Raw genomic sequence first — 13,889 nt, 5'->3', positions numbered from 1 at the left:
AAACACGTTTATAAAAATATCAAAATGAATTCAGACCAATTATTAGAAAATGAATATTCAGGCGGATTTAAAACCTATATTCAGGAAGCAGGAAATGTAAATTTGATCGAAGAGTTAGAAATATCCCTTCATGATTTTATCAGGTTTGTTCAAAACATTCCAATGGATAAATTTGATTACCGTTACGCTGAAGGCAAATGGACAATCAAAGATATTATTCAGCATTTAATTGATAGCGAACGTATTTTTGCTTATCGCGCATTACGTTTTTCAAGAAGTGATAAAACTCCTTTAGCAAGTTTTGAAGAAGATGATTACGCAAATAGTACTAATTCAAACGGAAGAAGTATTCAGGATTTACTAACTGAATTGTCAGCCGTAAGACATTCAAATTTATTATTTTATAAAAGTTTATCTGAAGAACAACTTAAACGAATTGGAACTGCATCGAATAATCAAATTTCTGTGCGTGCGTTGGGCTTTGTTATTATCGGACATCAAAAACATCATCAAAAAGTGTTTGCAGAAAGATATTTGTAAACTTTTAAAAATGTTTGAAAATAAAAAAATCCTGTGAAATTACTTTTCACAGGATTTTTTATTTAAGCGCAATCTTGTGTCATTTCGAGGAACGAGAAATCACATAACATATTTTCAGTTCGTTGCTCTCTGGATGTGATTTCTCGTTCCTCGAAATGACACAAAATGATAATAATCTATTTTAACTACAATTTAACGGTTTCAGTATCAGCTTTCTTTCTCTCTATAATAGCAAGACCAAACCTAATTTTGTCATAAGAAACTTTTTCTTCAAAATGATCAAAATAAGATCTTAGAGCTGTTGGATATTCTAATTCAATTTGTGCTTTTTGTATTTCAGCAACTTCTTCGTTAGTTATAAATTGACTTATATTTATATCATGACCATCAACATATAATTTAGCTAAATGCGAAATTATAGTAGTTTGCCCAAGATTTCGTTTTCCGGCAATTTCTTCTACAGTATTTCCATTTTCAAAAAGCTCTAAGGTTGTTTTATACGTATTGCCCTCTTTTTTACTTTTTGTATTTGTCTTTTTTTCTTTCTGAAATTCAATTATCGCATTTATAAACTCCGAACCGTATTTTTCGAGTTTTGCTTTTCCAACTCCTTCAACAGCAAGGAATTCTTCATCACTCATTGGTCTTAAAACTTCCATTTGTCGTAAAGCAGCATCACTAAAAATTACATACGCCGGAACTTCTTCTTCCTGGGCAATTTCGTAACGTAATTTTCGAAGTGTTTCAAAAAGTGAATTCTTTGTCATTTTTGCTTTAGCTTCTTTGATTTCGTTTTTATCAATTACTTTTTTGACAACTGTTGTCAATTTTACTTTTTCACCTTCAAATAAAACTTTCCTCGCAAAAGGAGTTAATAAGATTTTATTGTGCTGATGAAAGGCAATTTCCAAATATCCCAGATTAATCAACTGAATTAAGTATTGATTCCAGTCATACCATGAAATGTCAACGCCAATTCCGTACGTTTTTAAGCTTTGATAATTTTTTTCGTAGATATATGCGTTTCTCGAGCCTCTTAAAAAGTCAACAATTACAGCTAAAGGCTCTGTTTCTTGCAAACGGCTAATAGCTGACAATGCTTTTTGTGCTAAAATCGTTCCGTCAAAAAATGTTGGAGGTTTTTTGCAAATATCACAATTACCACAATTCTCTGTAACCAATTCACCAAAATAGGAGAGAAGTATTTTTCTTCTGCAGCTCAAAGCATCTGCATATTGCTTCATTCGCTCTAATTTTGCCAATTGAACATCAGAGTTCAATCCTTCAGAAGCAAATTTCTGAAGCTGAATTACATCTGCATAACTTTCAAATAAAACAGTTTCTGCGGGCAATCCGTCACGGCCGGCACGTCCAATTTCCTGATAATATCCTTCAATATTTTTTGGTAAATTATAATGAACCACCCAACGAACATTCGATTTATCAATTCCCATTCCAAAAGCAATAGTAGCACAAACAACCTGGCAATCATCATTTATAAATTCGTCCTGAGTTTTGGCACGAAGTTTATTTTCTAAACCAGCGTGATAAGCTTTCGCTTTAATTCCTTTTTTTTGCAATTTATCTGCCAGTTCTTCTGTTGTTTTACGGCTTAAACAATAAATAATTCCAGATTCATTGGGCTTATTTTCAACAAAATCAATGATTTGTTTTACTCTGTCTAAAGCTGGACGAACTTCTAAACTTAAATTTTTTCGGTCAAACGAAGCTACAAATGTTTTAGGATTTATAAGTTTTAACTGTTTTGTAATATCTGTACGTGTTGCCTTGTCAGCAGTCGCAGTCAAAGCTAAGACTGGAGTAGAAGGGAAGCGGCTTTTTAAATACCCTAAATTAGTATATGCCGGACGAAAGTCATGTCCCCATGACGAAATACAATGTGCTTCATCAATTGCAATTAAGCTTACCGTCAGTTCATTAAAAACAACATCAAGATAAGATAAACTTTCAGGAGCAATGTAAACCAGTTTAAAATTATTAGATTTTAAGTTTTCAATATAAAATTGCTGTTCTTCACTAGATTGACTGCTATTAATATAACAGGCATTAATTCCGTTGGTTTTTAAGCTATCAACCTGATCTTTCATCAAAGCTATCAAAGGAGAAATTACAATTGTAATTCCCGGCAAAACTAATGCTGGTAATTGAAAACAAATTGATTTTCCTCCACCAGTTGGCATAATAGCCAAAGTATCCTGACCCGAAAGTATGGTATTAATTATAGTTTCCTGATTTGGCCTGAATTTTTCAAATCCGAAATTTTCTTTCAGTTTGGCGTGTAGAATTTCTGAAGTCATTGTAATGATTGTATAAGCAGTAAATATAATAAAAAGTATTAAATATAGTATTTTTCTTATATTTAAAATATTCTTTTAAGTAATAAAAAAAGGAACCCGAATGAGTTCCTTTAATTTATTTAGAAAGAGATGAATTAATCTTCATCGTCTTCATCATCATCTTCGTCAGCAATATCATCCGGATCCCTGTCATCATCATCGTCATCATCTCCACCGTCAGCATCTGGTTTATCTTGTGTGTCGTCATCTTCGTCATCATCAATATCATCATCAAGATCAAGACCTTTAACTGGCTCGATTGTATCAACATCAACGTCAATATCATCGTCTTCATCGTAATTTTCGATTCTGTCAGCAAGTTTAGTACTAATTTTTACTAAATAAATAGTGTCTTCAGTACGAACTTCAACAGCTTCGATCAATTCGTTTTTAGCATTTCTAAAACGGATAACATCCGAATCATCATAACCATCAGGAAATTTTTCTACCAAAAGGTTCAAAATTTCGTTGGTAAGTTTAGCGTAGTCTACTATAACTCTTTTCATAAATATCCTATAAATCTAATAAGTAAGCAAAAATTAACGGTGCAACAATTGTAGCATCCGACTCAATAATAAATTTAGGGGTTTTAATATCTAATTTACCCCAAGTAATTTTCTCGTTTGGAACTGCTCCGGAATAAGAACCATAACTGGTTGTTGAATCTGAAATCTGGCAGAAATATGACCAAAACGGAACATCATGCATTTCCATATCCTGGTACAACATTGGTACCACACAAATAGGAAAATCTCCTGCAATACCACCACCAATTTGAAAAAATCCAATTCCGTTAGTGCTGTTTTTTGGATACCAATCTGCCAGGAATACCATATATTCAATTCCTGATTTCATGGTAGAAGCTTTTAAATCTCCTTTGATTACGTATGATGCAAAAATATTACCCATAGTACTATCTTCCCACCCCGGAACAATAATAGGTAAATTTTTCTCTGCTGCAGCATACATCCAGCTATCTTTCAAATCTATTTCATAATATTCTTCTAAAACGCCAGATAAAAGCATTTTATACATGAATTCATGAGGAAAATAACGCTCACCTTTATCGTCAGCATCTTTCCAGATTTTGTAAATGTGTTTTTGTAAACGACGGAATGCCTCATGCTCAGGAATACATGTATCAGTAACACGGTTTAATCCTCTTTCAAGCAAAGCCCATTCGTCTTCTGGTGTCAAATCACGATAGTTAGGCACTCTTTCGTAATGAGAGTGTGCTACTAAATTCATGATGTCTTCTTCTAGATTGGCTCCAGTACATGAAATAATTTGTACTTTATCTTGTCTAATTATTTCGGCAAAAATTTTACCAATTTCTGCTGTACTCATAGCGCCAGCCATACTTACCATCATTTTGGCACCATTTGCTAGTTGTTGTTCGTATGCTTTTGCAGCATCAACTAAAGAAGCAGAATTAAAGTGTAAATAATGTTTTTCAATAAACTGACTGATTGGTCCTTTCATTTTTTTTGTTTTTTTGTTTTTTTTTGAATTAAAAGTTTAACCTTTTAGATGGTACTGCAAATTAATAATTTTATGGATATTAACATTTAATTTGCAGGTTTTTTTTTATATTTTTTTTGTGTACCCTAAAATCTTCAATACATCATCAGAAGTTTGTTGTTCTGAGAAAACCTCAGTTGCCAAAATTCCATTTTCATCACGATCTATCAAAATATGTTTAGGTTGTGGAATCAAACAGTGGTGTAAACCTCCGTAACCTCCAATAGTTTCCTGATACGCACCAGTATTAAAGAAACCAATATATAATGGCTTTTCCTTGTTGTATTTAGGTAAATAAATAGCGTTCATATTTTGTTCTGAATTGTAATAATCGTCACTATCACAAGTCAATCCTCCTAATAAAACCCGCTCATAAGTATCATTCCAACGATTCACTGCCAACATTATGAAACGCTTATTGATTGCCCACGTATCCGGCAAAGTGGTAATGAATGATGAATCGATCATATTCCATTTTTCTCTGTCGTTTTGTTGCTTTTGATACAAAATCTGATAAATTGCACCACCGCTTTCTCCTACTGTAAATGATCCAAATTCAGTAAAAATATTCGGAACATCAACTTCAGCTTCATCACATGCTATTTTAATCTGATTGATGATTTCGTCAATCATATATTGATAGTCATATTCAAAAGCTAATGAATTTTTAATTGGAAAACCGCCTCCAATGTTCAAACCATCAAGAGTAGGGCATTCCTTTTTAAGTGCAATGTATACTTTGATACATTTTACCAACTCATTCCAATAATATGCTGTATCATTTATTCCGGTATTGATAAAAAAGTGAAGCATTTTAAGCTCTAATTTATCATTTTCCTGAATTTGTTTTTTATAGAACGAAACAATGTTTTTATATCCAATACCTAATCTTGAAGTATAAAACTCAAATTTAGGTTCTTCTTCGGCAGCAATTCTAATTCCTATTTTGAATTTTCCTTTAATTTCAGCCTGAAGCAAGTCTAATTCTTCATAATTATCAATAATCGGAATCGTGTTTTTATGTCCGTTATTAACTAATCTTGCAATATTGCTGATGTATTCATCTCTTTTAAAACCGTTGCAAATGACATAAGTACTTTTGTTTATTTTGCCATTTTCCAACAAATTCTCTACTATATTAACATCAAAAGCAGATGATGTTTCAATATGAATGTTGTTTTTAAAAGCTTCATTCATAATGTATTCAAAATGAGAACTTTTAGTACAATAACAATAATAATATTTTGCCTCGTATTTATTTTTTTCCATCGATTTTCTGAACCAGGCTTTTGCCTTGTTGATATTTTCAGAAATTTGAGGTAAATAAGTAAATTTTAATGGGGTACCATATTGCTCAACTAATTTCATCAAATCGATGTTGTGAAATTGTAAGTTGTCTTTATTTAATTTAAATTCCTCTTGTGGAAAATAATAAGTTTGATTTATTAGGTCAGAATATTTTGTATTCATTTATTTGTCAATATTTTAAGTAGTAATTATTAAATTTAGTGATTTTTTGCTAAATCTAAAATTCAAACCCTAATATTGGCAAATATAATTTGCAGTTTTTCGTGTTCTGCTTTTGAGCATTGGAAAACATCAAAACAAAACGGACTTTTACTATTATAAAAACGATTCAACATCCTTAGTAAGGAACTATTGAGCCGGTTTCTATAAGAACTGAAATGTCTTTGTTTATTGTTTGTTTTCATCGTGGCAAATGTAAAAAATAATATATACCTAAAGCAATGCTTTTGATTAAAAAAAGTTTAAGATTTATAATCTTGAAACGCGTTCAGAATTAATTTATTTTCAACGGATTGGTTAATTTTTATTTTACCAATGCCTTCAATTAAGGCAAATTGAATTAAACCGTACTCATTTTTTTTGTCGTGAATTAGCAATTCCAAGATCGGTTCGATGTCATTTTCTTCAATAATTACATCATCATAAATGCTTTTAATTGCGGTTTTAATTTCAGCATATTCTTCTGCTGTAATTAAATTTTTATGTAATGAGATATAACTTTCCAAAATCATTCCAATCGCAATTGCTTCTCCATGTAATAATGTTGTTTTGGTTTCGCTTTCTAAGAAATAACTTTCTATCGCATGTCCCAAAGTATGCCCGAAATTCAATGCTTTACGAATGTTTTTCTCTGTTGGATCCTGAATTACGATTTCATTTTTAATTTCGACTGAACGATAAATCAATTCATCAAAGTCAGCATAATCGATAGCTTTTAAATCTAAAAACTGTTTCCAGTATGCTGCATCATAAATTAAACCGTGTTTTAGCATTTCTGCTAATCCGGAACGCATTTCGCTTTGCGGTAAAGTTTCAAGATATTGAGTATCAATTAAAACCATTTGCGGAACGTTGATAACACCAATCTGGTTTTTTAAATTTCCTAAATCAACTCCGGTTTTCCCTCCAACAGAAGCATCAACCATTGATAATAGTGTAGTTGGAATATTTATAAAATCAACACCTCTTTTAAAAGTAGAGGCCACAAATCCGCCTAAATCTGTAACAACGCCGCCGCCAAGATTTATTATTAATGCTTTTCTATCTGCGCCAAGTTCTGTTAATACATTCCAGATTTCAATACAAGTTTCAATATTTTTATTTACTTCGCCAGATTCAAATTCAATAATTTCGATATTTAAATCCGTTTCAATTACAGGTAAAAACTTAGGAAGACAATATTCATTTGTTTGAGTATCAACTATAATAAAGATATTAGAGTATTTATTCTCTCTTAAATGTTTATTTAAAGCTTCGTAAGCATTCTGGTTAAAATGCACGAGGTAATTGTTCGCTTGAATAGATTGCATAATTCTTCGGTTAATTGAAACCGCAAAATAAGGGATTTTTCAACAAATAATATTCAAACTTTAACCCTAATTTGTTTTAAAACGAATCATTCTAAATTAGTCCTTTAAATAGAACAGAAACTATTTACAAATCTTTGCCGTTAATTGTTGCGCACCAGAATATTTTTTTTCCTCGGATATATTTAAATATTTGCACGCATTAGTTTTGTCATTTTCATTTAAATAACAAATTGCCAAGAAATACTCTGTTTTTCCGTTGTTTAAGCCTGGATATTTTAATGCGTTCAATAAATAATTTATTGCCTTTTTACTTTGCCCTACTTTTAAATAGTAGAAACCTATATTTTGAAAGGCATAAATGTTTTTAGAATCAACTTTTAAAGCTTTCTGATAAGATTCAAGTGCTTTATCCATCTTTTTTTGTTCTTCAAAGCTTTGACCTTCTGCAATATAATCTGCAATTAAAAGATCATTTTTTCTTTTGGCAAAGGATTTTTCAGTAGCAGGATCTTCATGATACAAATAAGAAGATATTAATTGTTTTGCCAAAGGGAAATTTCTGGTTTTTGAAATATTAAAATATTTCAAGGCATTCGTTTTGTCTCTTTCTTTTAAATAGGCAAGACCCAGATAAAACTCTGTTTTACCATCATTTAAACCGGAATATTCCAGCGCATTTAACAAACTGCTTATCGCTTTTTTATTCTGTCCTTGTTTAAAATAATTGAAACCGATATTTTGCAATGCATATATATTCTTAGAATCAATCTTTAAAACCTTTTCATAGGAATCCAATGCTTTATTTAAGTCTGAATTCATTTCAAATCCTTGCCCGCCAACAAGATAATTCGTTATTAACAGATTATTTTTCATTGCTGTTAATGAGCTGTCTTTAGGAAAAGTTTTTAATCCCTGATCAACAAAACCAATTAAACTTTTATCATTATATCCTGAAAACTGCAGCCCTTTTGCTGCTTTAATCCAGGTTTTGGGCATTGGTCTGTATTTATTAAATAATTTATGTTCTTTTAGTATTTCTAATGTATCTTTTTTTGATATTGCAAAATCAATTGCAGGTTCAAATATTGCATAATTTCTTGGACGCAAATAAAAAGATTCTTTAGAATAGATATAAGCACTATCTATATCTCCTTTGTGTTTAGAAATAACTTGTTTATAAAACTCAATACGTCCTGAATAGCCATTAATTTTACTTGCTTTAGCAAAACATTTTAAAGCTTTGTCGTATTGTTTTTCACGTACGTAATAAATTCCCGCATATTCATAAAATGATTCTGAACTGCTAAATGTATTTGGATAGGCTGACATTCTTTTTATTACTTCATCTCCCGTCAATCTTCCTTTTTGATTCATATTAATGTTATCTCCGGAAATTAAATATTCAAGATTTGAAGCTTTAAAAATTATAAAAGCAGAATAACTCGTTAGTATGGCTACACCAGTTAAAATTGAAATTATTATTTTATATGATGTTTTCTTTGCTTTAAACGCTGCCAAATTTTCATTTGAATTATTAAGTAAACTTAGGGCTAAAATTAAACTGAAAAAGATCGCCATTGTTGGCCTGTACATAGGAAAATTAAATAAAGAATCTATTCCGTAAACAATTAGCAGCATCATAGTTAACAGAGCAATTACCTGATCTTCTTTCTTTTTTGGTTTTATTATGTTTTTTAAATTGATAATAAAAAGATAGATGAAAATAGAAAGATAAACGAGACCATTGATTATTCCGGTTTCTGCTGAAATTTCAAGAAAATCATTATGCGTATGTAAAGACACCGTAGAGTCGTTTGAGGTTGTTCTTTCATAAGGAATAGATTCAACCTGATAATTACCCAAACCAATTCCAAATGGTGCTTTTTCATTCATTTTAAGCGCATTATTCCAAAATGTTAACCTCGCTTGTGATGATTCATCTTTGGTGTTAATTTGGCTAACTCTGTTTTCTAAAGAAACGTATCTGCTTTTATCTTTTGATTTTTGAAAAATGGAGTTTGAAAATAAAATAGCAATTAATACCGGAATTATTAGAAATAAGATTTTTGAAAGAGCTGTTCTTGTAAACGAAAATTCTCTAAAAAGATAAATGATGTAAATACTAAATATTAAAAACAAGTTGATAAGCGGAGTTCTGGCGCCTGTTAAAAAGATAACGGCAGTAACTGAAAACAAGCAAAAAACAGTAAACCATTTTTTGTATTTATTAAAATGTGTTATACCACATAGCAGAAACGGAACTTTAATAGTAAGGCTGGCAGCAAGTATATTAATGTTTCCTGTGTTTCCTTTCATATTATTTAAAAGATCGATAATTGAAGCATTTCTTGGAATAATTACAAAATGACAAAGTTGCTGCCAAGATTGAATTAAGGCTGAAATACTTACGATGAATACAATTTTGTAAACCAAATCCAGCTTGTTTTTCAGTAAAATAGTAAGGTTTATAAAAAGGCAGAAAATAATAATTATTTGAGTCAGTTTTGTGTATACAAGTGATGTGTTTTTGGCTGAAAAAACAGAGATCCCGCAAAGTAAAACAAAGACTAAATAAAGTTTAAAAACAGAATTACGTTTAAAAATAGGTAAGATATCCTGAGAAATGGCTTTAGAATTGGCATAAAAATAAATGCCCATAATTACATTTAAAAGCGATAAATATAAAAACTGCGGATTAATGATCTCTAAGGTCTTAAAATAAGGGAAAAAGTCAATAATTAACAGAGAACATATAAAAGAAAGAACAACAAAACCGGATGTAGCCTGTTTCCCTTTGGTTTCGTTTATTATATTTTCGATCGTATTATTCATGATATTTTTATTTCTTTTGCAAAAATACATAAAAAAATAAAGTAAAATCTTACTTTTTAAATATAAAACAATTTTGAACTGATTAATGATATTAAAAAATATGATACGTTTTAGTAAATAATATTCAAAACAGTCTATATCTTTGCACAAAAACTAAACTTAATGGAAAAAATATTCGATAACACTCAAGTTGCATTTTCACTAAAAAGTGATACCGAACTTGACAGGGCTTATTTTCTTTTTAAAATGATCGACAGCGAACCTTTGGTTAAAATTGGTACTGCAGTTACTAATTTTGCTATAAAAGCACATCTTCCGGTTGAAGGATTGATTCGTGCAACGGTTTTTGATCATTTTTGTGGAGGAGTAAATGAAAATGACTGTATAACTGTAGTGGATAAAATGTTTACTAAAGGCGTTTCGTCTGTATTAGATTATTCAGTTGAAGGAAAAGAAGAAGAGGCTCAGTTTGATGCAGCTTTAGAAATGACATTAAAAACGGTTGAATTTGCAAAAGAGCGCTTAGCGATTCCGTTTGCTGTTTTCAAGCCAACAGGTTTTGGTCGTTTTGAATTGTATGAAAAATTAGGAGAAAAACAAACGTTAACTCCAGATGAGCAAGCAGAGTGGGATAGAGTAGTGGCTCGTTTTGATCATGTTTGCAGCGAAGCTCACAAAAAAGATGTTGCCTTATTGATTGATGGTGAAGAAAGCTGGATGCAGGATGCTGCTGATGATTTAGTTACCGAAATGATGCGTAAATACAATAAAGAAAAAGCAATTGTTTTTAATACTTTACAAATGTACCGTTGGGATCGTTTGGATTATTTGAAAAAATTGCATGAGATTGCCAAAAATGAAGGTTTCTTTATTGGAATGAAATTGGTTCGTGGCGCTTACATGGAAAAAGAAAACAAAAGAGCGGAAGAAAAAAATTATGTTTCGCCAATTTGTGTTTCTAAAGAAGCAACCGATGTTAATTATGATGCTGCTGTACAATATATGTTAGAGCATTTAGATATAATGTCAATTTTTGCAGGAACTCACAACGAATTGAGTTCATACAAATTGATGAAAATGATGAAGGAAAAAGGAATTGCAACTAACGATAATAAAATTTGGTTTGGGCAATTGTACGGAATGAGTGATAATATTAGTTACAACCTTGCCGAAAATGGTTATAATGTTGCTAAATACCTGCCTTTTGGGCCTGTTAGAGACGTTATGCCATATTTGATTCGTCGTGCTGAAGAAAACACATCTGTAGCCGGACAAACAAGCCGTGAATTATCGATGATAAAAGCAGAACGTAAGAGAAGAAAAGGGAAATAGTTTTCAGTCTCAGTTTACAGTTTACATAAAAAAAGCTCCAATTTTCATTGGAGCTTTTTTATTCCGTTGTGTTGGTAAACCCGACAGGTTTTAAAAACCTGTCGGGTTTGTTGTTGTAGACAAAGTTTGTGTCATTTCGACCGGAGGGAGAAATCACATAACGGAATTCCGGTTCGTTGCTCTCTGGATGTGATTTCTCCCTCCGGTCGAAATGACACAAAATAAGCACAAAAAAAATCCAGAATATAAATTCTGGATTTTTTATTGAAATTTGCAATTTAAAAATTGAAAATTCTAATTTAAGAATTACTAAACTGAAGATTACTTAGGTTTTTGTAAATTCCGTTTTCCAGGTTTATTAATTCCTGATGTGTTCCTTCTTCGGTAATTTTTCCGTTGTCTAAAACCAGGATTTTATCAGCGTTTCTAATTGTCGAAAGGCGGTGTGCAATAATAATACTTGTTCTTCCTTCCATTAATACTTCTAATGCTTCCTGAACCAGTTTCTCGCTTTCGCTGTCTAGTGATGATGTAGCTTCATCTAAAATCAATATACTTGGGTTTTTAAGCAGTGCTCTTGCAATTGCAATACGCTGACGTTGACCGCCAGATAATTTTACACCACGTTCACCCACTAAAGTTTCGAATTTTTCAGGAAATCCTTCTACGAAATTTAATGCATTGGCTTGTTTAGCAGCCAACATAATTTCTTCTTCTGTAGCATCCGGTTTTCCGTATGCTATATTTTCTCTAATGGTTCCTCCAAATAAAATAACATCCTGCGGAACAATACTCATATTACCACGAAGATTTTCTAAATCGTAATCATAAATATTTTTCCCGTCAACCAGAATTTCTCCAGAAGTAATGTCGTAAAAACGCAATAATAAAGAAGAAATAGTAGATTTTCCGGCACCACTTGGTCCAACGATTGCAATTTTCTGACCAAATTCAGCTTTAAAGTTTACATCTTTAAGAACCTGAACTTCCTTTCGGGAAGGATAACTAAAAGCAACATTATTGAAACTTACAGTTCCTTTTATTTTTTCTATAGCTGATGATGATTTTGAGTTTGCTTTAATATCTTCCGGAATTTCTTCTAACAATTCAAAAACACGTTCTGTTGCTCCAACAGCTTTCTGAATTTGTGCATACATTTCAGCAATTCCTCCAAAAGAAGCACCTATAAATGTGGTATAAAGTACAAATGAAATCAAATCTCCAACGCCTTCAACTTCACCTTTAATAGTCAACGTGATTCCGTACCAAACTACGGCAACAACGCATCCAAAAAGACATAAAATTATGAACGAAGCAAAATAACCTCTGTATTGACCGCCTTTTATGGCAATTTTTACAATTTCTTTAATCTTGTTTTTATAACGCTGAATTTCATACCATTCGTTAGCAAAAGCTTTTACATTGCTAATTCCCTGCAATGTTTCTTCAACAATAACCTGGCTTTCTGCTACTTTATCTTGTGTTTTTTTACCGTATTTACGAATAAATCTTCCAAATATTACTGCTGCAACTGCTACGATTGGCACAATTGCGAGCATCATAAGCGTTAATTTTGGGCTTATATTTCCTAAAATAATAAAACCACCAATAATTAAGATTAACTGACGTAAAAACTCCGCTATGGTTGTCGTAAAAGTGTCTTGTAATTGCGAAATATCGGCACTGATTCTGCTGTTAAGTTCTCCAACACGTTTTTGAGAATAAAAAGACATTGGCAGTTTTACCAAATTTTCATAAAGTGCGAAACGAATATTTGACAACGAGTTTTCGGTAAAATTTACAAAAAGAGAAATTCTGAAAAAAGAAAAAACAGCTTGCAGCGTTAATATAACCAAAAGTGCAAGAGCAATTTCGTTAGCTCTGTTTAAATCTTTATTGGTTACACAATCTACCAGCATTCCCATTAACTTAGGAAAGGCGAGGGCAGTAGCGCTGGTTAATAAGAGAAAAATTAAGCCTAGAAAAAATTTCCATTTATGATTTTTACCATATTTAAAAATTCGGAGTGCTTTTTGAAGTGAGTTAGAGTCTAATTTAGCTTTCGGTAAATCATTTTCTTGGTATCTTGCCATTTGAATATACAATTAAGGTATGCAAATGTATGATTATAGCAAGTGAATACAAAAGAATATTATTAATTAGAGTACCAGATTTCATTTTTTAACTTAATACTAAGAAAAAGGCAATTTTTATTTTCTTTTTAAAAAGCTGAAAAATAGATCGATAAATAAAATTGCAATAAATTATTTCATTTTATTTCTAAAAACGCTTGCAAATACGAATTCTAGCTGTATATTTGCACTCGCAATCAGTAATGATAGCAACCTAATAAAATAGGGCGATTAGCTCAGCTGGTTCAGAGCACCTCGTTTACACCGAGGGGGTCGGGGGTTCGAACCCCTCATCGCCCACCAAGAAACTCCTTAAGAAATTAAGGAGTTTTTTTGTT

9 protein-coding genes and 1 tRNA gene are annotated in these 13,889 nt (G+C 31.5%); 3 read left to right on the top strand and 7 right to left on the bottom strand.

What is annotated here, in order from left to right; all coding sequences use genetic code 11:
* The first annotated feature begins 24 nt into the window (after window positions 1-24).
* Window positions 25-540 (top strand): DinB family protein, encoded by a 516-nt coding sequence (locus GKZ86_RS06765; protein WP_154782338.1) that lies wholly within the window; start codon window positions 25-27, stop codon window positions 538-540.
* Between the two features lie 185 nt (window positions 541-725).
* On the opposite strand, the gene recQ is transcribed toward GKZ86_RS06765, so the two are convergent.
* The 6 genes from recQ to GKZ86_RS06735 all read right to left on the bottom strand — a co-directional run bounded on the left by recQ (window position 726) and on the right by GKZ86_RS06735 (window position 10,087).
* Window positions 726-2,858 carry a DNA helicase RecQ gene (recQ, locus tag GKZ86_RS06760; RefSeq protein WP_154782337.1) on the bottom strand — a complete coding sequence of 711 codons (2,133 nt, stop codon included), beginning with the start codon at window positions 2,856-2,858 and terminating at the stop codon, window positions 726-728.
* A 134-nt stretch (window positions 2,859-2,992) separates the two neighbouring features.
* Window positions 2,993-3,403 (bottom strand): DNA primase, encoded by a 411-nt coding sequence (locus tag GKZ86_RS06755; RefSeq protein WP_154782336.1) that lies wholly within the window; start codon window positions 3,401-3,403, stop codon window positions 2,993-2,995.
* A 7-nt stretch (window positions 3,404-3,410) separates the two neighbouring features.
* Window positions 3,411-4,379: a deoxyhypusine synthase family protein gene (locus GKZ86_RS06750; RefSeq protein WP_059115305.1), complete on the bottom strand. Its 969-nt coding sequence runs from the start codon at window positions 4,377-4,379 to the stop codon at window positions 3,411-3,413.
* A gap of 105 nt (window positions 4,380-4,484) precedes the next feature.
* On the bottom strand, window positions 4,485-5,888 hold the full coding sequence (locus GKZ86_RS06745; RefSeq protein ID WP_154782335.1) for an arginine decarboxylase: 1,404 nt from the start codon (window positions 5,886-5,888) through the stop codon (window positions 4,485-4,487).
* A 299-nt stretch (window positions 5,889-6,187) separates the two neighbouring features.
* Window positions 6,188-7,255: a 3-dehydroquinate synthase gene (gene aroB, locus GKZ86_RS06740; protein ID WP_154782334.1), complete on the bottom strand. Its 1,068-nt coding sequence runs from the start codon at window positions 7,253-7,255 to the stop codon at window positions 6,188-6,190.
* A 120-nt stretch (window positions 7,256-7,375) separates the two neighbouring features.
* Complete coding sequence (locus GKZ86_RS06735) at window positions 7,376-10,087, bottom strand: O-antigen ligase family protein (protein ID WP_194632461.1); 2,712 nt, start codon at window positions 10,085-10,087, stop codon at window positions 7,376-7,378.
* Between the two features lie 162 nt (window positions 10,088-10,249).
* Between GKZ86_RS06735 and GKZ86_RS06730 the strand changes: the two genes are divergently transcribed.
* The gene (locus tag GKZ86_RS06730; RefSeq protein ID WP_154782332.1) at window positions 10,250-11,419 is read left to right on the top strand and encodes a proline dehydrogenase family protein; all 1,170 of its coding nucleotides are present in this window, start codon (window positions 10,250-10,252) and stop codon (window positions 11,417-11,419) included.
* Between the two features lie 299 nt (window positions 11,420-11,718).
* On the opposite strand, the gene GKZ86_RS06725 is transcribed toward GKZ86_RS06730, so the two are convergent.
* Window positions 11,719-13,512, bottom strand: coding sequence for an ABC transporter ATP-binding protein (locus GKZ86_RS06725; protein ID WP_154782331.1), 1,794 nt, complete (start codon window positions 13,510-13,512; stop codon window positions 11,719-11,721).
* Window positions 13,513-13,776: 264 nt separating this feature from the next.
* Between GKZ86_RS06725 and GKZ86_RS06720 the strand changes: the two genes are divergently transcribed.
* Window positions 13,777-13,854, top strand: a tRNA-Val gene (locus tag GKZ86_RS06720).
* Window positions 13,855-13,889: the final 35 nt, after the last annotated feature.

This window comes from Flavobacterium sp. LC2016-13 (assembly GCF_009707955.1).
Taxonomy (GTDB): Bacteria; Bacteroidota; Bacteroidia; order Flavobacteriales; family Flavobacteriaceae; genus Flavobacterium.
Note: the sequence above shows the minus strand (reverse complement) of the source record. Positions and strands in the feature narration are given on the sequence as shown.

Coding starts and splice junctions, on each gene's coding strand:
- GKZ86_RS06755 (WP_154782336.1), bottom strand. CDS start 3,403: ATGAAAAGAGTTATAGTAGACTACGCTAAACTTACCAACGAAATTTTG.
- recQ (WP_154782337.1), bottom strand. CDS start 2,858: ATGACTTCAGAAATTCTACACGCCAAACTGAAAGAAAATTTCGGATTT.
- GKZ86_RS06730 (WP_154782332.1), top strand. CDS start 10,250: ATGGAAAAAATATTCGATAACACTCAAGTTGCATTTTCACTAAAAAGT.
- GKZ86_RS06750 (WP_059115305.1), bottom strand. CDS start 4,379: ATGAAAGGACCAATCAGTCAGTTTATTGAAAAACATTATTTACACTTT.
- GKZ86_RS06725 (WP_154782331.1), bottom strand. CDS start 13,512: ATGGCAAGATACCAAGAAAATGATTTACCGAAAGCTAAATTAGACTCT.
- GKZ86_RS06765 (WP_154782338.1), top strand. CDS start 25: ATGAATTCAGACCAATTATTAGAAAATGAATATTCAGGCGGATTTAAA.
- GKZ86_RS06745 (WP_154782335.1), bottom strand. CDS start 5,888: ATGAATACAAAATATTCTGACCTAATAAATCAAACTTATTATTTTCCA.
- aroB (WP_154782334.1), bottom strand. CDS start 7,255: ATGCAATCTATTCAAGCGAACAATTACCTCGTGCATTTTAACCAGAAT.
- GKZ86_RS06735 (WP_194632461.1), bottom strand. CDS start 10,087: ATGAATAATACGATCGAAAATATAATAAACGAAACCAAAGGGAAACAG.